The sequence below is a fragment of the Sphingobium sp. RSMS genome (assembly GCF_005406185.4).
GTDB classification, from domain to species: Bacteria; Pseudomonadota; Alphaproteobacteria; order Sphingomonadales; family Sphingomonadaceae; genus Sphingobium; species Sphingobium fuliginis.
This window is the reverse complement of record NZ_CM191257.1, coordinates 119,079-145,013: the sequence shown is the minus strand read 5'-3', so window position 1 is coordinate 145,013 and position 25,935 is coordinate 119,079. Positions and strand designations below refer to the sequence as shown.

Annotated in this window: 21 protein-coding genes, 1 tRNA gene and 1 pseudogene; 10 read left to right on the top strand and 13 right to left on the bottom strand. The window is 66.5% G+C overall.

Features of this window, described 5'->3' with window-relative positions:
* Nucleotides 1-363 precede the first annotated feature (363 nt).
* The 5 genes from EGM87_RS00660 to EGM87_RS00640 are packed head-to-tail and all read right to left on the bottom strand — an operon-like array spanning nucleotide 364 to nucleotide 4,886.
* The gene (locus EGM87_RS00660; protein WP_137709317.1) at nucleotides 364-1,536 is read right to left on the bottom strand and encodes a glycosyltransferase; all 1,173 of its coding nucleotides are present in this window, start codon (nucleotides 1,534-1,536) and stop codon (nucleotides 364-366) included.
* A 3-nt stretch (nucleotides 1,537-1,539) separates the two neighbouring features.
* Nucleotides 1,540-2,040 carry a DUF2141 domain-containing protein gene (locus EGM87_RS00655; protein WP_137709318.1) on the bottom strand — a complete coding sequence of 167 codons (501 nt, stop codon included), beginning with the start codon at nucleotides 2,038-2,040 and terminating at the stop codon, nucleotides 1,540-1,542.
* Nucleotides 2,037-2,981 carry a hypothetical protein gene (locus EGM87_RS00650; RefSeq protein ID WP_061936836.1) on the bottom strand — a complete coding sequence of 315 codons (945 nt, stop codon included), beginning with the start codon at nucleotides 2,979-2,981 and terminating at the stop codon, nucleotides 2,037-2,039. The genes EGM87_RS00655 and EGM87_RS00650 overlap by 4 nt, the downstream gene beginning before the upstream one ends.
* On the bottom strand, nucleotides 2,978-4,147 hold the full coding sequence (locus EGM87_RS00645) for a glycosyltransferase (RefSeq protein WP_167706564.1): 1,170 nt from the start codon (nucleotides 4,145-4,147) through the stop codon (nucleotides 2,978-2,980). Before EGM87_RS00645 ends, EGM87_RS00650 begins: the two co-directional genes overlap by 4 nt.
* 1 nt (nucleotide 4,148) lies before the next feature.
* Entirely contained in the window at nucleotides 4,149-4,886 is a 738-nt protein-coding gene (locus EGM87_RS00640; protein ID WP_044661695.1) for a polysaccharide deacetylase family protein, read from the bottom strand.
* A gap of 221 nt (nucleotides 4,887-5,107) precedes the next feature.
* Here EGM87_RS00640 and EGM87_RS00635 point away from each other — a divergent pair, with 221 nt between their 5' ends.
* Nucleotides 5,108-6,145 (top strand): endonuclease/exonuclease/phosphatase family protein, encoded by a 1,038-nt coding sequence (locus EGM87_RS00635; protein WP_130029848.1) that lies wholly within the window; start codon nucleotides 5,108-5,110, stop codon nucleotides 6,143-6,145.
* 133 nt (nucleotides 6,146-6,278) lie between these two features.
* On the opposite strand, the gene EGM87_RS00630 is transcribed toward EGM87_RS00635, so the two are convergent.
* From EGM87_RS00630 to EGM87_RS00620, 3 genes are all read right to left on the bottom strand, one after another.
* Nucleotides 6,279-8,624, bottom strand: a complete 2,346-nt coding sequence (locus tag EGM87_RS00630) for a TonB-dependent receptor (RefSeq protein WP_137709320.1) — start codon at nucleotides 8,622-8,624, stop codon at nucleotides 6,279-6,281.
* The gene (locus EGM87_RS00625) at nucleotides 8,542-9,489 is read right to left on the bottom strand and encodes a FecR family protein (RefSeq protein ID WP_137709321.1); all 948 of its coding nucleotides are present in this window, start codon (nucleotides 9,487-9,489) and stop codon (nucleotides 8,542-8,544) included. Before EGM87_RS00625 ends, EGM87_RS00630 begins: the two co-directional genes overlap by 83 nt.
* 106 nt (nucleotides 9,490-9,595) lie before the next feature.
* Entirely contained in the window at nucleotides 9,596-10,114 is a 519-nt protein-coding gene (locus EGM87_RS00620) for an RNA polymerase sigma factor (protein ID WP_025547227.1), read from the bottom strand.
* A 382-nt stretch (nucleotides 10,115-10,496) separates the two neighbouring features.
* Between EGM87_RS00620 and nhaA the strand changes: the two genes are divergently transcribed.
* A complete protein-coding gene (gene nhaA / locus EGM87_RS00615) occupies nucleotides 10,497-11,684 on the top strand; it encodes a Na+/H+ antiporter NhaA (protein WP_103001755.1) in 1,188 nt (395 codons plus the stop codon).
* Nucleotides 11,685-11,717: 33 nt separating this feature from the next.
* Here the strand turns inward: nhaA and EGM87_RS00610 are convergent, their stop codons facing one another.
* A complete protein-coding gene (locus tag EGM87_RS00610) occupies nucleotides 11,718-12,887 on the bottom strand; it encodes a citrate synthase (protein WP_137709322.1) in 1,170 nt (389 codons plus the stop codon).
* A 78-nt stretch (nucleotides 12,888-12,965) separates the two neighbouring features.
* Between EGM87_RS00610 and EGM87_RS00605 the strand changes: the two genes are divergently transcribed.
* Entirely contained in the window at nucleotides 12,966-14,003 is a 1,038-nt protein-coding gene (locus EGM87_RS00605) for a DUF2332 domain-containing protein (RefSeq protein ID WP_137709323.1), read from the top strand.
* A 129-nt stretch (nucleotides 14,004-14,132) separates the two neighbouring features.
* Here EGM87_RS00605 and EGM87_RS00600 read toward each other — a convergent pair whose 3' ends face one another.
* A complete protein-coding gene (locus EGM87_RS00600) occupies nucleotides 14,133-16,730 on the bottom strand; it encodes a PAS domain S-box protein (RefSeq protein WP_137709324.1) in 2,598 nt (865 codons plus the stop codon).
* 167 nt (nucleotides 16,731-16,897) lie between these two features.
* On the opposite strand from EGM87_RS00600, the gene EGM87_RS00595 reads away from it, so the two are divergent.
* The 4 genes from EGM87_RS00595 to EGM87_RS00580 all read left to right on the top strand — a co-directional run bounded on the left by EGM87_RS00595 (nucleotide 16,898) and on the right by EGM87_RS00580 (nucleotide 21,985).
* Complete coding sequence (locus EGM87_RS00595) at nucleotides 16,898-18,616, top strand: histidine kinase famiy protein (protein WP_137709325.1); 1,719 nt, start codon at nucleotides 16,898-16,900, stop codon at nucleotides 18,614-18,616.
* A gap of 92 nt (nucleotides 18,617-18,708) precedes the next feature.
* Nucleotides 18,709-19,941, top strand: coding sequence for an FAD-dependent oxidoreductase (locus tag EGM87_RS00590; RefSeq protein WP_137709326.1), 1,233 nt, complete (start codon nucleotides 18,709-18,711; stop codon nucleotides 19,939-19,941).
* Entirely contained in the window at nucleotides 19,938-20,354 is a 417-nt protein-coding gene (locus EGM87_RS00585; protein WP_044661685.1) for a thiol-disulfide oxidoreductase DCC family protein, read from the top strand. The genes EGM87_RS00590 and EGM87_RS00585 overlap by 4 nt, the downstream gene beginning before the upstream one ends.
* Nucleotides 20,351-21,985 carry a saccharopine dehydrogenase family protein gene (locus tag EGM87_RS00580; protein WP_208759559.1) on the top strand — a complete coding sequence of 545 codons (1,635 nt, stop codon included), beginning with the start codon at nucleotides 20,351-20,353 and terminating at the stop codon, nucleotides 21,983-21,985. The genes EGM87_RS00585 and EGM87_RS00580 overlap by 4 nt, the downstream gene beginning before the upstream one ends.
* Nucleotides 21,986-22,271: 286 nt before the next feature.
* On the opposite strand, the pseudogene EGM87_RS00575 reads toward EGM87_RS00580, so the two are convergent.
* Nucleotides 22,272-22,592 (bottom strand): annotated as a pseudogene (locus EGM87_RS00575) (ATP-binding protein); the annotation flags it as partial.
* 258 nt (nucleotides 22,593-22,850) lie between these two features.
* A tRNA-Gln gene (locus EGM87_RS00570) sits at nucleotides 22,851-22,925 on the bottom strand.
* 128 nt (nucleotides 22,926-23,053) lie between these two features.
* Between EGM87_RS00570 and EGM87_RS00565 the strand changes: the two genes are divergently transcribed.
* The 3 genes from EGM87_RS00565 (at nucleotide 23,054) to EGM87_RS00555 (ending at nucleotide 24,956) form a co-directional block, all read left to right on the top strand.
* Nucleotides 23,054-23,575 carry a MarR family winged helix-turn-helix transcriptional regulator gene (locus EGM87_RS00565; RefSeq protein WP_137709328.1) on the top strand — a complete coding sequence of 174 codons (522 nt, stop codon included), beginning with the start codon at nucleotides 23,054-23,056 and terminating at the stop codon, nucleotides 23,573-23,575.
* A gap of 74 nt (nucleotides 23,576-23,649) precedes the next feature.
* The gene (locus tag EGM87_RS00560; protein WP_048577121.1) at nucleotides 23,650-23,964 is read left to right on the top strand and encodes a hypothetical protein; all 315 of its coding nucleotides are present in this window, start codon (nucleotides 23,650-23,652) and stop codon (nucleotides 23,962-23,964) included.
* A 107-nt stretch (nucleotides 23,965-24,071) separates the two neighbouring features.
* Nucleotides 24,072-24,956, top strand: coding sequence for a DMT family transporter (locus tag EGM87_RS00555; RefSeq protein ID WP_137709329.1), 885 nt, complete (start codon nucleotides 24,072-24,074; stop codon nucleotides 24,954-24,956).
* A 154-nt stretch (nucleotides 24,957-25,110) separates the two neighbouring features.
* Here the strand turns inward: EGM87_RS00555 and EGM87_RS00550 are convergent, their stop codons facing one another.
* Nucleotides 25,111-25,866 carry an enoyl-CoA hydratase-related protein gene (locus EGM87_RS00550; protein ID WP_025550838.1) on the bottom strand — a complete coding sequence of 252 codons (756 nt, stop codon included), beginning with the start codon at nucleotides 25,864-25,866 and terminating at the stop codon, nucleotides 25,111-25,113.
* Nucleotides 25,867-25,935: the final 69 nt, after the last annotated feature.

The window sequence follows — 25,935 nt, the reverse complement described above, 5'->3', positions numbered from 1 at the left end:
AGGTTAGAGAAACGTTAGCAGTGTTTACTGTTTCCGATGCAAAGGGGATTATATTCACTTCCGATCACAATTTGCGGGATGGATATATAACTTTCGAAATATCGAAGAAGACCGATTATCTTTATTTGAATGTCAGGTATTGGCTCCCGCGCGACCTGATGCCGCGGTCAGGGTCGTCCCGGCCGCTTCCCATGTTGCCGATCGGCACGCAACAACCACCAAAGAATGGCGGCCACGAACGACCAGCACTCGCAAGTCGATCGATGGCGCAGGCCGCAGGGATGGACTTCCACCGCATCCTGCGGCGATTTCCGAAAGGCCGGAAGGGGAATGTGCGGGCGCAGGGGGCGGGTGATGCGTCGGTCAAGCAACATGGCGTCGTGCCCCTGCAATATCGCCATAGGCCGCAAACAGCCGGTCGAAATGGTCGTCCATGGTCATGACGGCCGGCGCAGACTCCAGCGCCGCCCGGCGCCGCGCCACCGCATCGGCGCGCGCGAATTTCGCGATCACGCCGGCCAGACTGTCCGCCTGTCCCGCGCGATAGAGCAGTCCGCCGCCGCTGCGCGCCTGATCGGACGCGCCGCCTTCGTCGGGCACGATGACCGGCAGGCCGCTGGCGCGCGCTTCGGCCGCGACCATGCAGAAGGTCTCCGCCTCGCAGCCATGGACGAGCGCGTCGGCGCTGGCGAGCAGTTCGGCCAGCGCCGGGCGGGAATGCATCGGCGCCAGCAGCTGGATGTGCGGGTTATGGGCCGACGCCCGGCGCACCCGCCCTCTCTCCCGCCCGTCACCGACCAGCACCAGACCGACCGGCGTCGAAAAGCCCGCCGACGTCACCGCATCGATCACCATCGGCCAGCGCTTTTCCGGGGCGTGACGGCCAACACCCAGCAGCAGCGTCGCCTCCGGCCCCAGCCCGCAGCGCTCCAGCAGGCGGGCGCGCAGCCCCTCATGCCGATGCGCGGGGCTGAAATGCCCCGGCTCGACGCCCATGGGCAGCGTCATCACCCGCCGGAGCCGTCCCGCCTCCAGCCGGCGCGACAGGCTGTCGCTGGCGCTGACCACCAGATCGAACCGCTCGTCCAGCCGGCGCAGGTGGCGCCAGAACCAGTCGAACCCCCGGTCGATCGCCTCGCGGCTCAGCACCGATCCGAACCAGCGATAGGCATAGGCCGACAGCGGATCGGCGTGCATGATGAGCGCGCGCGGCGCGCCGCCCCGCCACCGCGCCACCATCGCCGCGCTGGCCCAGGGCGAGGAGGCCTCGACCAGATCGGGCTGCAACCGGTCGAGCATGGCATGGAGCGACGCTTCGTCGTCGAAATAGGAATAGCGCCGGTCCAGCGGAAAGCGGCGCGCGGGCAGCATGACGATCCTGCCGCCGCCCGCCTCCACCACCCGGTCGCTGTCGGACGGCGCGAGGATGATGACCTCATGCCCGGCCAGCGCCCCGGCGCGCAGCTTGCGCTCCACATAGGTTTTCACCCCGCCGCCGCTGGGCGCGTAGAAGGCGCAGACGTCGACGATGCGCATGGCCTATTTCTCCACCGGGCCGAAGGACAGCAGCCCCCGGCGATAATTGACGATGATGCCGATATGGGCGGGGCCGCTGCCGACGACCGCCCTGGCGGCGGCGGCGGACGGTCTGGACCAGCCCAGCTTCGGATTGCCGGGAAAGCCGATCCCGTCGACCGAAAGCGAGAAACGGCGGTTGGCGTCGCGGTCGTGCAGCAGGCTGAGCGCATAGGTGCCGGGACCGGGCGCGCGGATGCAGAGCTGCACGGGCCCGGTGGCCGGGACCGCCACCTCCACCCGGCGGAAGGGCTTGCCGGCCGCGACCAGCAGATTGTCGTCGGCCAGGAAGTCCGCGTCGTCCGCGGGGTACAGTTCCAGCTTCAGCCGTCCCTTGCGGTCCTTGAGGCGGTTGACGTCGACCAGAAAGGACGGGCCCTTTTCATCCACCCGGCACTGGCCCTCCGCCTTGCCAAGGTCGGGAGTGGAGGGGATGGCGGCGGCGAGCAGCAGCGTCGCGATCATTGCGCCTCGCTCTCCTTCATGAGGCCCGTCGCGCCCAGCGCCATGCCGACCAGCAGATGCGCCACCAGGATGAGCGAGGCCATCAACGCCATCGCCGACACGATCTCGCTGTCGCGCCCGATCAGGAAGGCAGCCATGCCTGCGAACACCACATCCTTGTTCGGCAGGAAGGGCAGGCGGGATACCAGTTGGCGCAGCGTGCCGAGCAGGATCCACCAGCTGAGTTCGATGTCGGGCAGCAGCATGTGCCACATCATCGCCGCCAGCACCGTGGTCGCGACGATGCGGGCCAGATGGATGCCCGCAACGACCCGCAATTCCGCGCGCGGCAGGGTGAACAGCCGCCTGCGCAGCAGCATCGCCACCAGCGATGTCGCCAGCACGAACAGGATCGACCCGCCCACTTCCCAACTGTTGAGCCGCGCGTCCACCGCCCCCAGCAGCGGCACGGCGAAGGCGACCATGACCAATGTGACGCCGTTGCCGACCAGCGCGGAAAGGATCGTCACATCCTTGATCGCGCCGAACGGCGCGGTCGTGATCTTCCCGCTGCGCCGCGCCCAGGCGTAGAAATAGACTTCGCCGAGATAGCCGAGCAGTATCTCGTTGCTGACCAGCTTGCGCAGCAGCGCTGCGAAGCCGTCTGCCGGGATCGCCCAGAGACGGCGGAAGATCACCCATTCGGAAAGCGGCCCGGCCAGATAGTAAAGCGCGAACGCCGCCCAGAAGGCGATGCTGCCGGGCAGCATCGCCCACAGGCTGGACGGGTCGATTCCATGGAACTGGTGCAGCGCGACGACCAGGATCAGCACCGACACCAGCGGCCCGGCCCAGCGGGTCCAGTTGCGGCCCGACTGGATCAGCGGCTTGGGGTCGAGCACCGGCGGGTCGAGCGGCACGACGGGAGGAGGAAGCAGGCCGGTGGAGCTGTTGCCGGTCATAAGGAACTCGTCATTGTGGACGGGATGGGTTGACGACACGCAATGAGGAACGCCTCAGTCGGTCGCGCGGCAATTCGGGCGAAGCTGTCCAGATAGGCGGGGGCGGCCGCCTCCAGCGTGAAGCGCCGCGCCTGGGCCAGACTGGCGGCGGCATGCTGGGGCCCCGGCGCGTCGGCCAGAACCCTTGCGAAGGCGGCAAGATCACCTGCCGGCACCAGCCTCCCCAACGCGCCGTCGCCCAACAAGGACCGCATCGCGGCGCTGCACTCCGTCGCGATGACCGGCAGGCCGACCGCCAGCGCTTCCAGCACCACGGCGGGAACTCCTTCATAATCGGACGAGAGGAGGAAGGCGTCGGCCTGCCCGATCCTCAGGGCGGGATCGGGAACATGGCCCATGAAGCAAAGGCGTCCGGCAATGCCAAGCCGGCGGGACCGCGCGGCGAGCCTGCCGCGTTCCGGGCCCTCGCCGAAGATCAGCAGACGATCGTCGGTGCCCGCGGCCCGCGCGAAGGCGTCCAGCATCAACCCGAAATTCTTCTGTCGCGCCAGCCGGCCGATGGCGACGAACCGGCGCCCCTTGCCCGCCCTCTTCCGCCGGACGGCGCGCAGCCGGTCGATCTGGTCCAGCGACAGCGCCGGATCGGGGATGATGCTGATCGCCCCGGCTCCCGGCCGGACGAGCGCGGCAATCTCGCGCTCCAGCCCCGGCGCCATGGCGACGAAATGATCGATGAACCGCCCCTGGATGCGCAGCCATAACCGGTAGGCGGTACGCACCGGCCAGACCATGTCCCGCCGCTCCAGGTCATTGCTGATCTTCGCCAGGACGGGCGGGCAATGGCGTCCCAGCAGCAGCTTCATCGCCACGGCGACCACCGCATAGCTGTTGCCCGCGCAGAACATCGCGTCCGGCCGCGTCCGGCGGATGAAGCCCGGCAATGTCATGATCATCCACAGGGTCTCGAACCCGGCAACGGAAAAGCCCGGCCCGCGCGGCACATGAGGGTCAAGGTCATGGCCCAGTTCAGCGCCCATCGCGCCATCGCCGCGCCCCAGGAACAGTGGCGCGTCGATGCCCTGGTCCCGCCAGCGGCGCACCAGCCGCAGCGCGACCCGCTCGACGCCGCCCGGCTCGAAACTGTGGAGGAAGGTCAGGATACGCATTTCAGCCAGCCAGCAGATCGCCATAGCGCGCCGGGCGGTGGGTCCGCCCCAGACGCCGCACCACCCGGTCGATGCTGTCGAGCAGGGCGGGCACATGCGCGTCGCCCGGATGCACCGCGACCCGCGCGACCGGCGCATGGCGCAGGACAGGCGGCAACAGCCGCGCCGCCAGCAGGGAGGATGCGATGCGCGCCCGGCTGCGGCTGGCCCAGGTGATGACCGGTCCACGGGCCAATATCCTGCCCGATGGCGGATGCCACACCTTCATATGATCCTCCGCCAAGGCGAATCCGCACCGGCCAAGCGCGGCGCGCGCAGGGCTGCCGTAAAGCCAGGCGGGCGCGACGAAGCCCGCCACCGGCAGGCCCGTAACCTGTTCGATCAGATCGCGGCCGTCGGTCATCCGCCGTGCAGCGGTCGCCCCGTCCAGACCCAGAAACTCGCCCTCCCCGGCGGTCATGCGCCGCGCCTTGAACCGATCCAGGGCATTGTCATGGGTCGCCATGTCCCTGTGGAACCATCCATGGGCGAACATGCTGACGCCGGCCTCCGCCCAGCCACGCAGCCGCGTCGCGAAGGGCGATCCGGGCAGCAGCGGGTGCGCGCCCCAATGATTGGGCACCACCAGCATCGCGAGCGCGCCGGGCGCGGCGTGCATCGAAAGCCGATCCAGCAGTCGATCGACTTCACCCTCGAAACATGGACCAACATCATGAAGGGAAAGAAGAAGTCGTTTCATGACAGGTCCACACCCCCAGCACGCCTGCGCCTATCGAGCGCCGCTATGATGCCGGGTGATGACCTGCCTGTGACAATTTGCGCCATATCCGCCTTTCGCCCTCATCGGGAAGACGCCATCGCCGCAAAGGACCGCAGTTGCTGCATGAATATTTTTATCGCCCGGCGACAACTGCGGTGTTGCTCTGCGGGCATCGTCGTTGCGCCACAGGAGAAGAAGCTGTGCGCATTCCGACATGGACTTTCCGCATGATCGCCGTCGCCGCACTGATCGCGGCGGCGCCTCCGGCTGACACGCGCGCCCTCCCGCCGCCGCCCGTCCCCATCGGCTTCGATGGCGCCCTGTCGGTCATGACCTATAATGTCCATGGCCTGCCCTGGCCGCTGGCCTGGGGGCGCGAAGCCGATTTCGACCGCATCGCAACGACGCTGCGCGACATGCGCGCGGAGGGGCGCAATCCCCATGTCGTGCTGTTGCAGGAAGCCTTTACCGACGATGCGAGGGCGATCGGACGGGCGGCCGGCTATGCCTATGTCGCGGACGGCCCGGACGACCGGACGACGAACGATGCGCGACCGGCGGTCACGGAGCAGCGCTTCGTCGCCGGCGAGAGCCCGCTCCACGGCGAGGGCATCGGCAAATATGTCGGCAGCGGCCTGCAGATCCTGTCCGACTTTCCCATCGTCGCCGTCCACCGCATGGCCTTTCCGCGCTTCGCCTGTGCCGGGTTCGACTGCCTGGCGAACAAGGGCGCCCTGCTGGTGCGGATCAGCCTTCCCGGCCAGCCCGGGCCGATCGATATAGTCACTACGCATCTCAACAGCCGTCGCGCCTCCGACGTGCCGGATGCCCGCTCCAACCATGCCCACAGCCTTCAGATCGCCAGCCTCACCGCCTTCATCCGCCAATGGCACGACCCTCACGACCCGCTGATCGTCGGCGGCGATTTCAATGCAGGCCAGGCGGTCGAGCGGCGCGTCGACCTTATGGACCATGCGGCGCGGGACTGGAGCTTCGGCACGCCCATGGACAATGCCTATGCCGCTGCCGAAGGGTTGCACCTGCCCTTCTCCGCCGATGCCCGCCTGTCGGAACGGCGCGCCCGCGACTGGGAGTTTTTCGCGTCGGGCCGGCAGATGACTCTGACGCTGCGCCGGATCGACATTCCCTTCGGCCATGGGGCGGACGGCGCCATGCTTTCCGACCATGTCGGCTATACCGCCACCTATGCGCTAGAGCCGATCGACATTCAGCCCTGACGGCCTGCAAATGACGCTTTTCCGTGTTTCCGGTGCTCACCTACCTTGAGCAGGTTGCGCTCCGGGTCACGGAAAACCACCATTTTCGGCTCTTCATCTTCCGAATGCCGATTGGCTCCAGGGCGAAGGCCGGTCACCAGTTTTTCGTGAACCCGATCGCCCATTGCCGCGGCCGCAGCGGCGTATATTGCGTGCCCCTGGCGAGCGCGAAGGGATTGCCGAAGGCGAAGCTGTCCGCCTTGCAGTCCAGCAGATTGCTGCCCGACAGCCGGATGCTCCAATCCTTCCGGCGCAGCGCCAGATCGGCATTCGCCAGCGCATAGTCGCCCATCCGCCGGTCGAGGCCCGGATCGAAACTGAGACGGGAAGGACCGAGATAGGCAAGGTTCACGCCCATGCTGCCGCTCCAGCCGGACAGATCGAAATGGCGGTTCACCCCCAGCCGCGCCTTCCAGTCGGGAATGACAGGCAAATGCCGGTCCTCCAGCCGCAAGCCCTCGTTCGTGCGGGTCAACAGCGCGCTCTGCCCGACCAGCCCGGCGCTGATCGCCCATCCGGCGGCCGGTTTCCAGTCCACCGACGCCTCGACCCCCCGGATGCGGGCATCGCCGACATTGCGCGTACCGATCAACCCGTCGGCCAGCAGATAATCCGACTGCATATGCGACCATGTCGTCAGGAAGGCGTCGAGATTGATCGTCAGCCAGGCGGAGGCCGAATGCCGCCAGCCCATCTCGACCGTCTGCAGCTCGTCGGATTCGAACCGCTCGGCCGAAGCGGCGCCGGTCCGGCTAAGGCCTCCGGGCCGCAGCGCCCCGGCATAACGCGCATAGAGGAAATCATGCGCGCCCGCCTGCCAGGACAGGGCCAGCGAAGGCGTAAAGCCGCTGCGCGCAACCGACGCCTCGATCCGTGCGTGGCGCGCGCCCTGCTCCTCCTCTATGCGGGAATGGAACAGGCGGCCGCCGACGCTGAGCGACAGAGCCCCGGTCAGCGGCATGCGCATGTCGCCGAAGGCCGAAAATTCGACCACGCCCTGTATGCCGGTCCCGACCGTCTCATCCCGCACCCCCCGGACCACGCCGGAGAGATGGTTGCGCACATCCACGAAGGAGAGACCCGCCAGCCAGGACAGACCGTCATCCCGCGTCTGCGACAGACGCACTTCCTGGTCGAACAGGCGATTGCGGCGCTGCTCCAGATAAAGCGCCGGGGGAGCAATGCCGAAGGCGGAGGCGGAAAGATCGCTCGCGTCCAGCGTGCTCGATACGTCATGATCGACCCAGTTGCCGGCATAGACCAGGTCCGCGCCGCCCAGCTTTCCCGCGACGCGCAGCGCCATCAGGGCAAAATCATTGTCGTGCGGCTCGGCAGGCTGGGCGGGCCGCTCCAACGCATGGCGGGCATAGACATATTGGCTGTCGGCAACGTCCCGCATCTGGGCCATGCCGTTGAGATCGACGGTCCAGTCCCCCGCCAGCGCGCGCAACGCCACGCGCCCGCCGCGCAACTCACCCCGGTTCGCATCCCCCCGGCCCGCCGTGTCGATCCATCCCGGCTCGCGGACCGCATAGGCCACGGCGCGCAACGCCAGCCGGTCCGCCACGACCGGCAGGTTGACCATCGCCTCCGCGCTGCCGCCCATTTCGCCGTGGGTGGCCAGTGATGCGCCCATGCCCGCCATTGCCGCGAACGACCCCGCATCGGGCGGGCGCGTGACGATATGATAGACGCCCCCCAGCGTGCCGGTGCCGTAAAGCGACCCCTGCGGTCCCTTCAAAAGTTCCACGCGCTCGACATCGACCAGCTTCAGGTCGGGATCGGGCGCATTATAGGTGGCGCGCGCATCGTTGATCAGGATGGCGACGGTCGACTGGCTGTTTCCGTTGAAGGGACTGTCCGCCACGCCGCGGATGAACTGGCGATTGCGCCCCGGTCCCAGATTGGTGAGCGTCAGGCCGTCCAGCCGCTGCGCAACCTCCTCTGTGCCCGGAAGCAGCGCGCCGCCCTGCTCGCCGGGCGCCTGCACGATCGCGACCGAAATCGGCAGCCGGGCAAGAGGCTCCTCCCGCTTGGTGCCGGTGACGATGATATCCACCGACCCCTCCGGCGGAAGCGGAGGCGCTGGCCGGACGGGGTCGCGGCGCGATGCCGGCGGCGCGGCTTGCACCAGGCGATAGGCGGTGGGGGAGAGGCGCCGCGCCTCCAGCCCCGTTCCCTCCAGCATCCGGGCCAGCGCCTGCTCCACCGTCATCCGCCCGTCGACGCGGCGCGACCGAAGGCCGGGCAGGCGGCCTTCGAAGCCGATCGCTATCCCGGTCTGCCGCGACAGCGCCGTCAGCGCCTGGGCCAGCGGCGCGGGTTCGACATGGATCGGCCGCTCCTCAGCCCCGACGCTAGCGGGCGCCAGCGCGCAGCAGCACAGCGCCGCCCTGATGCACGGTGCGAAGGTCCATGAACTGCGCGACTTCCCTGACAAGGCCCGATCCGTCCCCCACGATCAACACACCGGAAAATGGCCGGTCGGCGACATCGGCCCCGACCCTGACAGGCACCCCTGCATAGCGGCTGAGATCGGACGCCACCAGAGAGAGCGGCACGGCCTCATAGACCAGCCGTCCCTGCCGCCAGCTGCCGACGGTGCCGGGCGATACGGCGCTGGTCGCGCCGCGATGCGTCAGCCGATCGACCAGCAGTTGCCGCCCGGCCGGCAATGGGATCGCATCCCCGCCATCGCGCGGCGCGATGCTGATCCTGCCCTCCGCCACGGCCACCCGCATCGTCCGGGCGTCGGCCAATATGTCGAAACGCGTGCCGATGTCGCTGATCCGCTGCCCGCCCGCCTCGATCGTCATCGTCCGCCCGGGCCGGTGAGGAATGTCGAACAGGGCGCTGCCCTCCAGCGCCAGCCGGTCCTGCGCCGCGCCCTCCACGCGCAAATGGCTGGAGGCGGCAAGCGCGATCCGGGAGCCGTCCTTGAGCAGGATGGTGCGCCCCTGCCCCGGCCCGGTGCGATAGTCCGCCGGTTGCGGCGCGGGCGATCGCAAGGCGGGAATGGCGACGGCAAGCGCGAGCGCCGCCGCGACTCCACCGCCCACCCACCGCCGTCGCCGGCGCGGCGCCTCCGCCGCGATGGCCGGACCCGGCATGTCCACCGGCGGCACCAGCGCCGCCAGCGTCGCGCGATGCTCGACGATCCGGGCATCGACCAGCGCAATGGAATCGAACGCGGTTCGATGCGCGGGATCGGCCTCCAGCCACAGCGTAAAGCCGTCCCAGTCGAAATCCGCGTCATCCTGCGCGCGGTGCCAGGCGATCGCCTGGTCGAGGATCGTCTCCGTCATGGCCCTATCCCACCAAAGCCGGTCCCATCGAAGCCCGCCCGTTCGGGGCGCCGCCTCCCGCTCATGCTCCCGTGTCCCGCTGTGACGCCATCATGCCCGCTCCGCCTCAGTCCTCGCACAGGGCCCGGCGCAGATATTTCATCGCGACCGCCATATGTTTCTCGACCCCGCTCCTGCTGATCCCCAGCCGCTGCGCCACCTCGTCATGCGACAGCCCCTCCAGCTTGTGCAACTGGAAGGCGCGTCGCGCCCCGGCAGGCAGGTTGGCGATCGCGGAAGCAAGCCGCGCCACCTCCTCCCGCTCGGTCATCTGCGCCAGCGCATCGGCGTTCGGATCGGCGGGATCGGCATGCCGCAGGTCCACGCCGGCGGCCATCTCCATCCAACCCTGCTCCCGCACCGCGCGCCGCCGCGCCTCCCGCAGGCGGTCCAGCACCAGATTCTGCGCGACCCGATAGAGATAGGCGCGCCCATTGGCGACAGGACCGCTTCGGCCCTGACCGACCCGCAGCCATATGTCCTGCAGAATATCCTCGGCCTCCGCCGCACTGCCGGTGCGCGCCAGCAGAAAGCGCAGCAGTTCGGCGCGGCAGCTATGATAGACAGTCTCCAGCCCGCCTTCCATCCTTGGGCGCCTTTCCGATCCGATGCCCCTCCTTCGCCCCTCCAGCGAAATTGCGCAATTTAATTGGCTGTAATCTTCTGCCCCACCTGCCCGGCAAGGATAGCAGACCGTTGGGCCGATCATCATTGATCGAGCACAATCCATTGCATGCGGAAGAGGCGACAGCGTCGATTCAGTTGCCGCGCCCGGCTCAGGGATCAGGAAAGCGCCCCATGCTCCCTCCTCATCCTCCGCGGCCCGCTGCCTGACTTCGGATACGGTTGTGCGCCGCGAGCGCATTTGCCATAGCGGCGACGGGTGTTCGCTTCGGCTGTCGGGCGGGCAGGTTGATAGCCGTTGGTCGGGCCGCCAGCGGGCTGATGACTTGCCGGGAGTTTTCTCGATGGCCCTCTTGCGTGTGAAGCCGCTCAGCGCCCTGCGCCAGTTTCTCAAAGGACAGGCCTCCGGCGGAATCATTCTCATGGTCGCGGCCGCGCTGGCGATGCTGATCGCCAATTCACCCCTCGGTCGGGCTTATGAACATCTGCTGCACAGCCGGATTGGCCCATTGTCCCTGCATCACTGGGTCAATGACGGGCTGATGGCGGTCTTCTTCCTGCTCGTCGGGCTGGAGATCAAGCGGGAGGTGATGGACGGGCAACTCTCCACCTGGCCCCGTCGAATATTGCCCGGCATTGCGGCGGCGGGCGGCATGGCGGTGCCTGCGCTCGTCTATCTGGCGTTGAACGGCGGTGCGACCGCGCGGGGATGGGCGATCCCGGCGGCGACGGACATCGCCTTCGCACTGGGCGTGATCGCGCTGTTGGGCAACCGCGTTCCCATTTCCTTGCGCGTCTTCCTGACGGCGCTCGCCATCATCGACGATCTTGGCGCGGTCGTCATCATCGCCTTCTTCTACACGGCAAAACTCTCGCTGATCGACCTCGGCGGCGCGGCGGCCGTCACCATCCTGTTGTTCGCGCTCAATCGTTCCGGCGTGCGCCGGCTCATTCCCTATCTGCTCATCGGCACGCTATTGTGGCTCTTCGTCCTGCGCTCGGGCATCCATGCGACATTGGCGGGCGTGATCCTCGCCTTCGCCATTCCGCTGCAAGGGACGCCCGGCAAACCGGATCTGGAGGAACATAGCCCGCTCCATCGGCTCGAACATCTGCTGCACTGGCCGGTGGGGTTCCTGATCGTGCCGCTCTTCGGGCTGGTGAATGCGGGCGTTCCCCTTCTCGGCCTTCGGGCGGAGGCCCTTGTCGCGCCGGTCACGCTGGGCGTCGGGCTAGGCCTGCTGGTCGGCAAGGTGGTGGGTGTGTTCGGCGCATCGATGCTCGCCATCCGGCTCGGCATGGCCGACATGCCTGCTCATGCGGGCCGCCTCCAGATGCTGGGCACGGCGCTCCTGTGCGGGATCGGGTTCACGATGAGCCTGTTCATCACGCTTCTCGCCTTTTCGAACGACGCGATGCTCCAGGCCGAAGCCAAGATCGGCATCCTCGCCGGCTCCCTGCTTTCCGGCTTGCTGGGCTATCTGCTGCTGCGGGTCGCCAAGGGAGACACGCCGGACCGCATGGAGGCTTGAAGCACAGCCGTGTCGCGGCCAAGGCCCGGTCCGTCAATCCGACCCGATCAGCGGTTCCGGTCCCACATAGCGAGCACGAGGCCGGATCAGTTTGCCCGTCCGGTTTTGTTCAACGGCATGGGCGATCCAGCCTGCGCTGCGCGCTGTCGCGAACAGGGCAAAGGGCGCCTGGGCAGGCATGCCGCAGGACAGGCAGATAGCCATCATGGCGAAGTCGATATTGGGTTCGACATCGGCCAGATCCTTCGCCGCTGCCCGCAATGCCGCCAGCGAGGCGGGCAGTTCGAAGCCGTCGAGCAGCGCTTTCGCCCTTATGTCGCCCTGCGGATAGAGTGGATGGCCGAAACCCGGCAGGGACCGCCCCTCAACCAGCCGCGCGTGGACAGCGTCCCGCGCGCCATGCAGCTCGGCTTCGGCGGCGAAACGCCGCGCCATGGCGCTCATGCCGCCATGGCGCGGGCCGGAAAGCGTCGAAAGGCCGGAAAGGACAGCGGCGGCCAGCGAGGCGCCGGTCGATGCAGTCACACGCGCCGCGAAAGTGGAGGCGTTCAATTCATGATCGGCGACCAATATCATCATGCGGCGGATGAGGTCAGCCGTCGCGCCATGGGGGTCGGCGCCCCAACTGTTCGCCAGCCGCTGATGGATCGGGCCAGGCAGGACAGCGCCAGCGGCCGCATCCGCGACGAGGTCCAGCAGCAGCGCCGCTTCGGCAGCAATCATACCGTCGCTCGATCCCAGCATCGGCGGCGAGGCCGCGGCACGCCCCGCCAGCATCTGGTAGAGGCGATGGTGGAGATCGACATGGTCGGGCGGTGGGGTTCGCTCCATGTTGTCGGCGCTGGGTTGGTCTTCGCCGAGCAGCAGGCGAGCGACGGCTTCGAGCGGCCGATCCTCCGCTAGTCCGACGGCATCATGGCCGCGATAGAAGAAACGGCCGGCGCGCACCGTGGTGATCGCCGAACTCAGGACGGGCTCGCCCCAGACGATGGCGGCGGACGCCACATCCGCCAGCTTGCGGCTGCGCCCGTTGCGGACGGCGAGTTCATCCACATCGGTCGCTCGATACAAGCTGCGGCGCGCGTCCGCTGGATGGGCACGCACCTGAACATGCCCGCGGCTGACATAGGCATAGAGCGTCTGCGCGCGAACGCCCAGGCGCAACTGCGCCTCCTCGGCGGATATCCAATCGCTCTCTTTCATATTGATTATATTTATCAAGATTGACCGATCAATGTCGATGGGGGCTTTTCCGGGCAAGCGAATATCCGGGAGACCGCCATGTCGAACACGCTTTTGGAAGCCTTTGAACGCCAATCTCATGCCTGCGCGACGCTGGGTGCGCCGTTCAGCGCGGCTGTGCTGGAACGGGCGGGCAGGGCCATCATCCCGGGCGGGATAGTGTCGCATCTGCTGGCGGACTGGAGCGGGGTTCCGGCCGATCGACTGGTGCGCGATGCCGTCGCGCTCCGGCTGCTGGCGAGCCTGCATTATCTGGTGCTGAGCGGGCAAGCGCCCGCTCTGGCAGCCTGCTACCCGCCTGCGGCAGAGGATCCGGAACAGGCCTGGGTGACGGCGGAGCAGGTGCTGATCGACCATGCCGGGCCGGTGGCCGCCATTCTGGCACATGAGCCGCAGACCAATGAGGTGCGGCGCTCGGCATGCCTGCTGGGCGGGTTCCTGACGATCGGGCGCGAGGCCGGGCTCCCGCTACGCTGCTTTGAACTGGGCGCGAGCGCGGGGCTGAACAGCCTGTGGGATGCGTTTCGCTATGAGATCGGCGGGACGATCTGGGGCGATCCGGCCAGTTCCGTGATTGTCCCAAGCCGATGGGAAGGAGCGGCACCCTCGCTGGACCGGGACTTGATCGTGGCGGAGCGGCATGCCTGCGACCGTCGCCCGATCGACATCCGGCAGACGGCCGATGCCACCCGTCTGCTGTCCTATTGCTGGGCTGAGCAGCGGGAGAGAATGGAACGCCTGCAGGCGGCGGTCGCGCTGGGTCAAAGCGGTTCGCTGGTGGTCGAGGCTGAGAATGCAGCGCGTTTCGTGCAGCGCGCGGCACCTAAGACTGGCTTCGCGACGGTCGTGTTCCACTCGGTGGTCTGGCAATATATCCTGCCGGTCGAGCAGGCGCAAATCCTTGCGACGTTGGAGAGCCATGCCGCTGCCGCGACGGCCGATGCGCCGTTCTTCTGGCTCCGGATGGAACTGAATGAGACCGCGCGGCAGTTCGAACTGCGGCTATGGTCGGGGCCGGGGCACGACCGGCTGCTGGCTGTCGTCCATCCCCATGGTGAATATGCCGTCTGGCAGTAATCAGCCATCCAAACAGACGAAAACAACGCGCTATCGCCAATTTTCAGTCCTCAGGTCGGGACGGTCAGCTATCTCATGCCACGCCCCTCAAGATGACCTTTGGCCGACGCGGCCGGAGATCGGCGTCGATCAGGCGCCGAGGTGCCGATGTTCGATCATGTCGGTGATCTTGTTCGCGAGTTCGGTCATCACAAATGGTTTGGTGATAACCTCCATGCCCCTCTCAAGATGCCCGTTGCCGACAGCGGCATTCTCCGCGAACCCGGTCACGAAAAGCACCTTCAGGTCCGGGCGACCGACGCGCGCCGCGTCGGCGATCTGTCGGCCGTTCATGCCTCCGGGTAATCCGACATCGGTGATGAGCAGGTCGACCCGGACGTCGGACTGAAGGATTTTCAACCCTGAGGGGCCATCTTCGGCTTCGAGTGCGACATATCCAGCCTCTTCGAGCACCTCTACTATGAGCATGCGAACGGTCGGTTCGTCGTCGATCACGAGCACGGTTTCCCCCGCGCCCGTTTCCGGGATCGGTGATTCCGCCGCCGCGGTATCGTCCGCGACATCACCGGAGTAGCGGGGCAGATAGAGGCACATCGTCGTTCCCTGCCCTGTCTCACTGTAGACGCGAACCTGGCCGCCGGACTGCCGCACGAAACCGTGGATCATGGAAAGACCTAGGCCCGTGCCCTGGCCGATCGGCTTGGTCGTGAAGAACGGATCGAAGATCCGGTCGGCGATGTCCCTGGCTATGCCTGTCCCCGTGTCGGTGACGCACACCGAGATATACTGCCCCGGCGGCAGGTCGCGTTCCCGCCCGGCGCGATTGTCCAGCCACTTGTTCGCGGTCTCAATCGTCAGCTTGCCGCCGTCGGGCATGGCGTCGCGAGCGTTGATGGCGAGATTGAGGAGCGCGCTTTCAAGCTGGACGGTGTCGATCCTGGTTGGCCAGAGGCCTGCGGCGCCGACGACCTCGACCTTGATGGCCGGGCCGACGGTGCGGGCGATGAGGTCCTCCATACCGAAGACCAACCGGTTCACGTCGGTCGGTTTGGGATCGAGGGTCTGGCGACGAGAGAAGGCGAGGAGCCGCTGGGTCAGCGCCGCGGCGCGCCGGGCGGAGGTCTGCGCACCGTTGATGAAGCGCTCTATACCCTCGGTCCGGCCTTCGGAAATGCGCCTTTCGATGATTTCCAGGCTGCCGATGATGCCTGCCAACAGGTTATTGAAGTCGTGGGCGATCCCGCCGGTGAGTTGTCCTATCGCCTCCATCTTCTGCGACTGGCGCAGCGCCTCTTCCGCTTCCGCGCGTTTGCGGATTTCGGCCTCGACCTGTTCTTCCAGCCGCTCGTTAAGCTGGTGCAACCTGTCCTCGGTCGCCTTCCGCTCGGTAATGTCGATCACGGTCCCGACAAACCGCGTTCCCTGGTCGGTATCGAAGAGCGCGCGGCCGTTCGCGGAAATCCACCGCTGCCGTCCATCCTCGATACCGATGGTGCGATATTCTATGTCGTAGCGGCCCATGCCCTCGGGATCGATCGCTCGCCGGACGGCCTCATCCGCGCGCTCCCGGTCGTCCGGATGAATTCCCGCGATGAAGGAGCCCGCATAGGTGACTGCCGCCTCCGGGGATAAACCGAAGAGTTGCTTGCACCGAACATCCCACCGAAGTTCGTTCGAGGCGGGGTGGTAGTCCCAGGTGCCGATTTCAGCCGCTTCAGTGGCCAGCCGCAAGCGCGCTTCGCTGTCGGCCAGCTCGCTCTCCGCCTTCCGCCGTTGTGCAAGCTCGCGCTCGAGCGCCTGAAACAGCCTGGCATTATCGATTGCGACGGCCGCCTCGGCCGCCAGGCCTTCCAGGCCCCGTTCCGACCGATCGTCGAAGACGCCGATATCGGCATGGCCGAAGAACAGGCCCCCGATCACCTCTCCGCTGCGCGAAATGACCGGCACGGCCAGATAGCTGCGCACGGGCAGATGTCCCTCGGGCATGCCCTTGCGTGGCGCATTCTGCCCGTAACGCGGGTCCCTGGTTATATCGTCGGAGCGAACGATCCCTTCGCCCGAGAAGGTCGGCGCGAACACCGATGTGTTGCGCGGCATCGGAAATTTGGAGAAGGCCTCTGCCGGCGCCCCGGATAGGGTGTAGAGCATGTAGCTCTCCCCGGCCTCATTCTCGACATTGTAGAAGAAGGCGCCGAATTCGGCGCCGGTCAGTTCGACCCCCGCATCGGTGACGATCTGGACGAGTTCCTGAAGATCGGTCTTGGCCGCCAGCGCGGAGCCGGCCCGATTGAGTATCTCCAGCGCGCGCCGCTCTTCGGAGATCGCCTCCTGCGCTTCCCTGCTTTTCGTGCGATCGTGCAAAATCTTCGTGAATCCGACCACGGAACCGGCCTGATCGCGGATCGGCGACATTTCGCCTACGGCCCATATCTGCGATCCGTCGCGGCAAATGCGCCAACCTTCCGTTCCGCCGCCACGGCCGACGGTCAGCGCGTCGGTCATCTCTTGTCGGAGCGCCGAGGCGCCCTCTCCGGGGGGGAACAGGCGCTCCAGCGTCTCGCCCAGAACCTCAGAGGCGGTCCAGCCCAGCATCCGGGACGCGCCCTCGTTCCAACTCGTCACCCGGCCTTCGAGATCGGTGGTGACGATCGCCGTGCCAACCGCGCCATCGACGATCTGGCGCCATTCGTCAGCGCTGATCGCGCGCGACGGTTCTGGCTTTTTCATCGATCCCCCGGGAAAAAATTCTTCTGATGCTGGACGCAAACGCAAAACGCCTGAACTGGTTGCAGACGGGACGGTGGGACCGGGCCGATAATCTCGATCGAAGACTCATGGCAACCAGATCGCCGGTGAAGATTTATTGCGATGTTGAAACTGATTTGAGGTAGCCCGTGGCCGACAAGGATGGCGCAGAAGCGCCCGTCAATCCCAACGAAGCGACCGGCGAGCCAGCCGGCGATCTGGAAGACACCAGCTCCTATAGTCCGACAGGTGCCCGGCCGACGCATCACTGGAAGCGATCGACCGTGGCGGAACCTGGGCTCGACCAGCGCGGTACGGTGTTCTTCGCTGCCTTGCAGATGACGCGGATGCCGATGATCCTTACCGATCCGCGCCAGGGCGACAATCCCATCGTCTTCGCCAACAAAGCGTTTCTCGATCTGACAGGCTATGAGGAAAGCGAAGTCGTCGGCCGCAATTGCCGTTTCCTGCAGGGGGCCGACACCGACAGGGAAACCGTCCGCGCCCTTCGCGAAGCCGTAAGGGCGCAGGAAGCGATTTCCACCGAAATCCTGAACTATCGCCGCGACGGCAGTCCCTTCTGGAACGCGGTGTTCGTGGCGCCCGTCTATGATGACGACGGCACGCTCCTCTATTTCTTCGCCAGCCAGCTTGACGTCACGCGTCGGCGCTCCTCTGAACAGGCTTTTCGTCAGGCGCAGAAGATGGAGGCGATCGGACAACTGACTGCCGGCCTGGCGCATGATTTCAATAACCTGCTGCAGGTGGTGACAGGCAATCTCGACATCGTGCTCGGAGACGATCTGAACGATGCCCAGCGGCGGATGCTGGGCAATGCTGCCCGGGCTGCCGAGCGCGGCGCGAGGCTGACGCGCCAGTTGCTTGCCTTCGCGCGCAAGACCCGGCTCGAGCCGCGCCGGATCAACATGAACGAGCTGATCCACGAATTCGGCGATCTGATCGACAATACCGTGGGGCCGCAGATCAGGCTGGTCACCGCGCTGGAGCGCCGGCTCCCGGCGGTGCAGATCGACCCCACGCATCTTGAGATGGCGGTGCTCAACATCCTGATCAACGCCCGCGACGCGATGCCGGGCGGCGGCACCGTGACGATCGCGACCGAGCTTTGGAAGCTGAACGGCAACGCGGCGGCGCATGGCCTTCCCGAAGGGGATTATGTCGTGTTGAGCATCCGCGACGAAGGCCATGGCATGAGCGCCGAGGTTCGCCAGCGCGCCACCGAACCGTTCTTCAGCACCAAGGGCAAGGAGCGCGGCACCGGCCTTGGCCTGGCAATGGTCCACGGCTTTGTGCAGCAGTCGCTCGGCCGTCTGGAAATCGACTCCGAGCCGGGGCAGGGAACGACGATGCGGCTGCTCTTTCCCGTCGCGCCGCCCGAAGAGGCCGTGTCCGGCCCCGTGCGGCCCATGCCAGCGCCGGCGATTTCAGGCGATGCCGGAGGACAGACGATCCTGCTGGTCGAAGACAGTGACGATGTCCGCGCGCTGGCGAGCGAGCAACTGGCTGCGATCGGGTACCGGGTCATTCCTGTCGCAAGCGGCGAGGAAGCGCTCCTGAAGCTTGAGAATATCAAGGTCGACCTGCTCTTCACCGATATGGTCATGCCGGGTGGCATGAGCGGCCTGGAACTGGTCGAGAAGTTCAACGAACTATATCCGGAAACGCCAGTCCTTATGACCACGGGCTATAATGAGGATCTGGTCGCCGACATCCCGCGCGGCACGCGGCTCGACGTGATCGGCAAGCCCTATCGCCGCGAGGAGCTGGCGGATCGCGTAAGGACGGCTCTGTCACGCCGCACCGTCGTCAGGCGGGAGGAAAGTCCGTTTGGCGCCAAGGAGGGGTGATGGGCTGAATCCCCACACGCCCTAGAATGCTGATTTTAAAAGCTTGTGGCAATCCTATTGGATAGGACGGTATCCTCAGCTAGACAGCGACCATGCGGGGGCTGGACATTGCGATCGCGGGCTGCGGGCCGTGCGGACTGGCGGCGGCGCTGCTGCTTCATCGTGCCGGACATCATGTAACGCTGTTCGAACGCTTCGATACGCCTCGACCCATCGGGTCCGGCTTGATGCTCCAGCCCACGGGCATGAAGGTCTTGTTTCAATTGGGATTGCTGGAGGAGGCTCTGGCGCGGGGCGCGCGGGTCGATCGCCTTTTCGGCAAGGCGGGCAGGCGGATTGTCCTCGACGTCCATTATGCAGCCCTTCGCCACCGGGAAATGTTCGGCATTGGCATCCATCGTGCCAGCCTGTTCGCGATCCTGCATGACGCCGTCCTGCAGGCGGGAATAGCCGTCCATACCGGCCGCACGCTGACGGGGAGCGCCCCGGTCGGGCTGAAGCGCGCGCTACATTTTGCCGATGGAGAGACGAGTGGCCCCTATGATCTCGTCGTCGATGCGCTGGGCACGCGCACAGCGCTGGCGCCGCCCACGGGTCGGGAACTGGCCTATGGCGCGCTGTGGGCAAGCCTCGACTGGCCGCAGACCGCCACATTCGATCCCCACGCACTCGCGCAGCGTTACGAGCGCGCCAGCATCATGGCGGGAGTCCTGCCCATCGGAACGCCGCCCGGTGCGACGATGCCCAAGGCTGCTTTCTTCTGGTCGCTCCGCGCGGACCGGCTGGACGACTGGCGCGAGGCCGGGCTGGCGCCATGGAAGGCGCAGGTTGCCAAGCTATGGCCCGACTGCATGCCGCTGCTCGATCAGATTCATGATGCTGACCAATTGACCTTCGCCCGCTACGCCCATCGGACCCTTGCGGCTCCAGTGGGACCGGCGCTGATCCATATCGGCGATGCCTGGCACTCCGCCAGCCCTCAGCTGGGACAGGGCGCCAACATGGCGTTGCTCGACGCCTGGGCGCTGGCCCAGGGTTTAGCAAAGAAGAATGGTGTCGATGAAGGGATTCGGCACGCCATCGAACTGCGCCGTCGCCATGTGCTGACCTATCAATGGCTCACCGCACTGTTCACCCCGGTCTATCAATCGGACAGCCGTCTGCTGCCGTTGATCCGCGACCGCGTGGTCGGCCCCTTGTCCAAGCTCTGGCCGGCCACCGCCATACAGGCGGCGATGGTCAGCGGGCTGGTCGGCAATCCCCTGCCGCCACTGGGGCTGGATGGCGATTGGACGGTTGGGATGCCCTTGGCGGAGGCTGCATGAACGATGCGTCGAGCGATAGCGACGGCCCCATCATCGTCTTCGACGCCATGTGCGTGCTCTGCTCCGCCAATGCCGCTTTCGTGCTGCGCCATGACCGCGCCGGTCGCTTTCGGCTCGCGTCCATGCAAGGTGACATTGGGGCCGCGCTCTACCGCCAGTTCGGCATCGACCCGGCCAATCCGGAAAGCTTGATCGTGGTGGAAGACGGCCGCGCCTTGCGGGACAGCGATGCGGTGCTGGCCATATGGGCGGGTCTGGACCGCCCCTGGGATGGGCTGGCGGCATTCCGTATCGTTCCGCGCTGGCTGCGCGATCCCGTCTATCGCTGGATTGCGCGCCATCGTTATCGGCTGTTCGGGAAGCGGTCGACCTGTTGGATCCCGACAACGGAACAGGCCCGCCGCATCCTGTGAGCCGGATCTTGCTCCTTGGCGGCTATGGCGGCTTTGGCGGGCGCATCGCGCGGCGTCTCGCCGCTGCAGGGCATGAGGTGCTGGTCGCTGGACGGTCCATCGACAAGGCCCGCGCCTTTTGCGGGGATGCGCCCAGCCTGATGCCGCTGGCGCTGGATCGCAGTCGGATCGCCACCGCATTGGAGGAGCATAGGCCGGACATAGTGGTGGATGCCTCAGGCCCCTTTCAGGCGATGGATCATTCCATCCCCAAAGCCTGCATTGCTGCCGGGGTTCACTATGTCGATATCGCCGACAGCCGCGATTTCGTGTGCGGCATCCGGGCGTTGGACGATGCCGCCAGAGCCGCAGGCGTCATCCTCCTCTCCGGCGCTTCGAGCGTGCCGGCGCTGTCGGGCGCGGCGGTGCGTCATCTGGCGCAAGGCATGGACAGGGTGCGCGCGGTCGAGATGGCGATCAGCGCATCCAACAAGGCGACGGCAGGTCCGGCGGTTTCCGCCGCCATAGCAGGACAGGTCGGCCAGCCCCTGCGCATCTGGCGCGGTCAGCACTGGGCGAAAGCCTTCGGATGGCAGGAGATGCGTTCCGTCCAGTTCCGATGCGCGGGAACGGGGGCGATCACAGGTCGCAAGGTCGCGCTTGTCGATGTGCCCGACCTCGCCCTTCTGCCCGAAAGGTTGGCGGGACGCCCGGCCGTCACCTTCCGGGCGGGTACGGAACTCCGGTTCCAGAATTGGGCGCTCTGGCTCGCCAGCTGGCTGGTGCGTTGGCGGCTCATCACCACTCTCGCGCCGCTCGCGCGCTTCCTTCACCCTCTCCAATCCCTGACCCGTTCGCTGGGCAGCGATCGCTCCGCCATGATCGTGCGCCTGTTCGGTGACGTGGCTGGTCAAAAGGTCGAGCGCCGATGGACGCTGATCGCCGACCGGGGCGATGGCCCGGAAATACCGACATTGTCCGTGGCGCCCATAGTAGCCCGCATCCTATCGGGGCAGGAAGCCGCAGGCGCCCGCGATGCCGCAGAGGCGCTGACGCTGAGCGATTATGCCGATGCCTTCGGAAATCTGGCCATCCAGCACGATAGGGCGGAACTGCCTGCTCCGCCGTCCCTGTATGACCGCATCATGGGTGATCGCTTCGGACAGCTCCCACCGGAGGTGCGCGCCATTCATGATGTATTTCGCGATGGTGGCGCAGCGGGCGAAGCCACGGTGACCGGCGCGTCGAACCCGGCCGCGGCATTGATCGCGCGGATCATGGGCTTTCCCAAAGCCGGTACTCATCGCCTGCATGTTCATTTCCATGAAGCCGACGGCCGCGAAAGCTGGACCCGCAATTTTGGAGGGCGACGCTTTCAGAGCCACCTCAGCCAACGGGGCCGCTGGCTTGTCGAGCGCTTCGGCCCGTTCCGCTTCGCCTTCGATCTTCCCGGCGACGCTCAGGGATTGACCATGGTCATGCGGCGTTGGTGGATCGGTCCCCTGCCCCTGCCAACATGGCTTGCCCCGCGTTCGCCCGCCCGCGAATGGGCCGAAGGCGGGCGCTTCCATTTCGATGTGCCCATCGCATTGCCCCTGATCGGGCGGCTGGTCCATTATCGCGGATGGCTGGAACCGGCGACAATCCGATAGCAGACCACGCTTTCGACCACTGGCTGCAATTTGGAACAGCGATCCTGTGTGGACGGCCCTCCGTTGGCAAGGGTTTATGAACTTTGCCCAGCTGGTTGGTGCGGCCATGTGTGTCAAACGGCGCGCAAACGGGACCCCGTATCGGCGTTGAAGAGGGACCCCCTTTCCGGGATTGAGCGGAGGGTTGTGGGGAGCGCCCTGCGCTGTGCGCGGCGGAGGTCGGGCGTAGCCCGGCCGGAGGCGCGCACAGCGCAAGTCGGTTTTGAAGATGGGGTGAGAGTGGCGACTAACTGCGGTTTTTGAAGCGCCAGCTGTCATTGCCGGTCTCGACGATATCGCAATGATGCGTAACGCGGTCGAGCAAGGCGGTGGTCATCTTGGGATCCCCGAACACGGTAGGCCATTCGCCGAAGGCGAGGTTCGTCGTGATGACGACGCTGGTGCGTTCATAGAGCTTGCTGATCAGGTGGAACAGCAACTGGCCACCAGAGCGCGCGAACGGCAGATATCCAAGCTCATCGAGCACCACCAGGTCGAGCCGCGAGAGCTGGCCCGCCAGGGTCCCGCCCTTGCCGATCCGGGTCTCCTCTTCGAGGCGTGTCACCACCTGGCGGCCGGTCTTGACGGGTTGCACATGCACGACTTGCGCGGCACCGCCTGCACCACTCTCGCGGAGGCCGAATGCACGCCATCGGAGATCGCATCTTGGCTCGGCTGGACCCTCACGACCGTAAACCAAATGCTCGATACCTATCAGGCTATGACCGCAAATCTTAGCCGGTCGGCGGTAGCAAAACTGGAAAGAAGGGCAGGCAAAAGTGCGGAATGAACTGCGGAATGCCCTGTGGATAAGTAGGCAAAACGCTGGCTGGGGCGGCAGGATTCGAACCTGCGCATGGCGGTACCAAAAACCGCTGCCTTACCGCTTGGCTACGCCCCAGCATCGCCCGGACATCGCCGGCGCGGACCGCCATATAGCGCCTGTTGCGCGAAAGGAAAGCCTAGTCATTATTTTCCGGAACCGCCAATATGCGCGCGCCCTTTCCTCTCAGCCTGGAACCGACCGGCATGTCCGCGCCCCATTCCCCATCCCCCGTCCCGACATCCCAGATCGCGCCCGCTTCACCGCTTTTCCTGCGCGAGGATGAGATCCGGCGCGGCATAGAGATGCTCTATTTCGGCTATTCCGCGCTGACCCGCTCGATCGACGAAGGGCTCGTCGCGCAGGGGCTGGGCCGGGCGCATCACCGCGCCCTCTATTTCATCTCGCGCCAGCCCGACCTGACCGTCAAGGACCTGCTGCGCCTGCTCGCCATCACCAAGCAGTCGCTGGGCCGCGTGCTCAACGACCTGATCGAGCAGGGTTATATCGAAACCCGGCAAGGCGCCAGCGACCGGCGGCAGAAATTGCTGCGGCTGAGCCCGGCCGGCGTCGCGCTGGAGGCGGACCTGTTCCGCGCCCTGCGGGAAAAGATGGCCGCCGCCTACGCCCAGGCGGGGCAGGGCTCCGTCACCGGCTTCTGGCGCGTGCTGGAGGGGCTGATTCCCGATCAGGACCGGTCCATGGTGTTCGGCCTGCGCGGCCGGTGAAGGATCGTTGCGCAACCTTATCGCCGCAGGGGCGCTTATCTGCTCTTTGTTGAAGGCAAGATAAGGGTGAACCCATGCGCACATCATTCCTGACCGCCATGTCGGCGCTGACCGTCCTCGGCGCATCGGCCTGTTCGGAAAAGGCGGCCGACAATCTGGAAAATGCCGGCTCCGCGATCGGCAGCGACGTCGGCAATACGGTCGACCGGGCGGGCGACAGGCTCGACCGGGGTCTGGACGAGGCGGGCAATGCGATAGACGAAGGTTCCGGCCGCCTCGGCGCGGCCATGGACAATGCCTCCCGCGATGCGGAGCGGGAGGCGCGCGAAGCAAAGCGGGATGTCGGCGCGGCGATGGAACGCGCGGGCAACGACATCCGCAACGACTGACGGCACGGAAAAGAACTGGGGAAAGGGATCGGAAAAAACGCCGCGCCCCGCCGACCGGAGGGGAGCGGCGCTTGACCTGAGCGGCCATCCGCAGCACCAGCGACGGCATGCACGGCGCCGCACCCCAAACCCCCTCCCGGCTGATGATCGGGCGCCCGGAACTGGCGCTGATCGGCATCACCCTGCTGTGGGGCGGCACCTTCCTGATCGTGCATCAGGCGATGCGGCACAGCGGACCGCTGTTCTTCGTCGGACTGCGCTTCGGCACCGCCGCGCTGATCGCCCTCCCCCTCGCCCTGCCGGTCTTGCGCGGCGTCACGCGGCGGGAATGGCTGGCGGGGACGATGATCGGCTGCGGCATCTTCACCGGCTATACGCTCCAGACCTGGGGCCTGCGGACGATCCCCAGCAGCACCTCCGCCTTCATCACGGCGGCCTATGTGCCGCTGGTCCCCATCCTGCAATGGATCGTCCTGCGCAGGCGGCCGCGCCTTGCAAGCTGGATCGGCGTGGCGCTGGCCTTTGCGGGACTGCTGCTGATCGCCGCGCCGCGGGACGGGCTGTCGCTCGGCCGGGGGGAGGCGCTGACGCTCATCAGCACGCTCGCCATCGCGCTGGAGATCATCTTCATCAGCCTCTGGGCGGGCCGCGTCGATGTGGCGCGGGTGACGTTCATCCAGTTGGCGGTGACATCCCTGCTCGCCTTCGCCTGCATGATTCCGGCCGGAGAGGCCGTCCCGCCCATCAACTGGATCGTCATGCTGTCGGCCTGCGGGCTGGGCCTGATGACGGCGCTGATCCAGCTGGTGATGAACTGGGCGCAGCGCAGCGTGTCGGCCACCCGTGCAACGCTGATCTATGCCGGAGAGCCCGTCTGGGCGGGCCTGATCGGCTGGATCGCGGGCGACCGCCTGCCCGCCAGCGCCCTGCTGGGCGGCGCGCTGGTGGTCGCCGCCGTCATCGTCAGCGAAATCCGCTTCGGCAAGCCTTAGAGCGCGCCGGGAGCAGCCGACCCGCAGCCGATCCGATGCAGCCATAGCGGAATCCTCCGCAGCGGCGGGACGCTAAGAGCATCGTGCGCAAAAGCGGGAACCGGTTTTGTGCACGATGCGCGCGCGGCCTGCGCAGGATTTAACGCAGCGCGCTCTAGCGGCGGAACACCGGCGCGCGCTTCTCGAAGAAGGCGGCGAACGCCTCCTGCGCCTCGGCGGATTGCATCGTCTGCTGGAACAGGCGCGCCTCCTCCTCGATCCGCTGGTTCAGCGCCGCCGGGTCGCCCTTCATCAGCCGGCGCGTCGCGGCAAGCGCCTGGGGCGGCTTGGTCATCAGCAACGCCGCCTTCTGCCGGGCATGGTCCAGCAGCGCGTCTGCCGGGACGATCGCCGTGACGAAACCCGCATGGTCGGCGGTCTGCGCATCCATCGGCTCGCCCAGAAGCAGCATCGACGCCGCCTTGGCATAGCCCAATATGGCCGGCGCCAGCAGGCTGGAGCCCGCCTCCGGCACGATCCCCAGATTGACGAAGGGCATGATGAACCGCACGTCGGGGCTCGCATAGACCAAGTCGCAATGGAACAGCATGGTCGTCCCCACCCCCACGGCCAGACCCTGCACGGCGGCGACCACCGGCTTGTCGAAGGCGGCGATGGCGCGGATGAAGGCGAAGGCCGCTTCCCCGCCCTGCGGACCGGACATGAAATCCTTAAGGTCGTTCCCCGCGCAGAAGGCGTCGCCCTTGCCCGCGAACAGCACGGCGCCGATCCCGTCCCGCGCGGATGCGTCGGCCAGCGCGGCGGTCATGGTGCGGTACATGTCGGCGGTCAGCGCATTCTTCTTTTCCGGCCGGTCGATGTGGATTTCGACGACGCCCTGATTTTCGACAATGGCTATCCCTTCGCTCACGACCGGAGTCTCCTTGCTGTTCTTCCGCCCTTGTCACGGATGTCGCCGTGTCGCGGGCCTCTTGGTTCG

Excerpts from the sequence above, each read along its gene's own strand:
- EGM87_RS00660 (WP_137709317.1), bottom strand. The coding sequence starts at position 1,536 with ATGCGCATCGTCGACGTCTGCGCCTTCTACGCGCCCAGCGGCGGCGGG.
- EGM87_RS00655 (WP_137709318.1), bottom strand. The coding sequence starts at position 2,040 with ATGATCGCGACGCTGCTGCTCGCCGCCGCCATCCCCTCCACTCCCGAC.
- EGM87_RS00650 (WP_061936836.1), bottom strand. The coding sequence starts at position 2,981 with ATGACCGGCAACAGCTCCACCGGCCTGCTTCCTCCTCCCGTCGTGCCG.
- EGM87_RS00645 (WP_167706564.1), bottom strand. The coding sequence starts at position 4,147 with ATGCGTATCCTGACCTTCCTCCACAGTTTCGAGCCGGGCGGCGTCGAG.
- EGM87_RS00640 (WP_044661695.1), bottom strand. The coding sequence starts at position 4,886 with ATGAAACGACTTCTTCTTTCCCTTCATGATGTTGGTCCATGTTTCGAG.
- EGM87_RS00625 (WP_137709321.1), bottom strand. The coding sequence starts at position 9,489 with ATGACGGAGACGATCCTCGACCAGGCGATCGCCTGGCACCGCGCGCAG.
- EGM87_RS00620 (WP_025547227.1), bottom strand. The coding sequence starts at position 10,114 with ATGGAAGGCGGGCTGGAGACTGTCTATCATAGCTGCCGCGCCGAACTG.
- nhaA (WP_103001755.1), top strand. The coding sequence starts at position 10,497 with ATGGCCCTCTTGCGTGTGAAGCCGCTCAGCGCCCTGCGCCAGTTTCTC.
- EGM87_RS00610 (WP_137709322.1), bottom strand. The coding sequence starts at position 12,887 with ATGAAAGAGAGCGATTGGATATCCGCCGAGGAGGCGCAGTTGCGCCTG.
- EGM87_RS00605 (WP_137709323.1), top strand. The coding sequence starts at position 12,966 with ATGTCGAACACGCTTTTGGAAGCCTTTGAACGCCAATCTCATGCCTGC.
- EGM87_RS00600 (WP_137709324.1), bottom strand. The coding sequence starts at position 16,730 with ATGAAAAAGCCAGAACCGTCGCGCGCGATCAGCGCTGACGAATGGCGC.
- EGM87_RS00590 (WP_137709326.1), top strand. The coding sequence starts at position 18,709 with ATGCGGGGGCTGGACATTGCGATCGCGGGCTGCGGGCCGTGCGGACTG.
- EGM87_RS00585 (WP_044661685.1), top strand. The coding sequence starts at position 19,938 with ATGAACGATGCGTCGAGCGATAGCGACGGCCCCATCATCGTCTTCGAC.
- EGM87_RS00565 (WP_137709328.1), top strand. The coding sequence starts at position 23,054 with ATGTCCGCGCCCCATTCCCCATCCCCCGTCCCGACATCCCAGATCGCG.
- EGM87_RS00560 (WP_048577121.1), top strand. The coding sequence starts at position 23,650 with ATGCGCACATCATTCCTGACCGCCATGTCGGCGCTGACCGTCCTCGGC.
- EGM87_RS00555 (WP_137709329.1), top strand. The coding sequence starts at position 24,072 with ATGCACGGCGCCGCACCCCAAACCCCCTCCCGGCTGATGATCGGGCGC.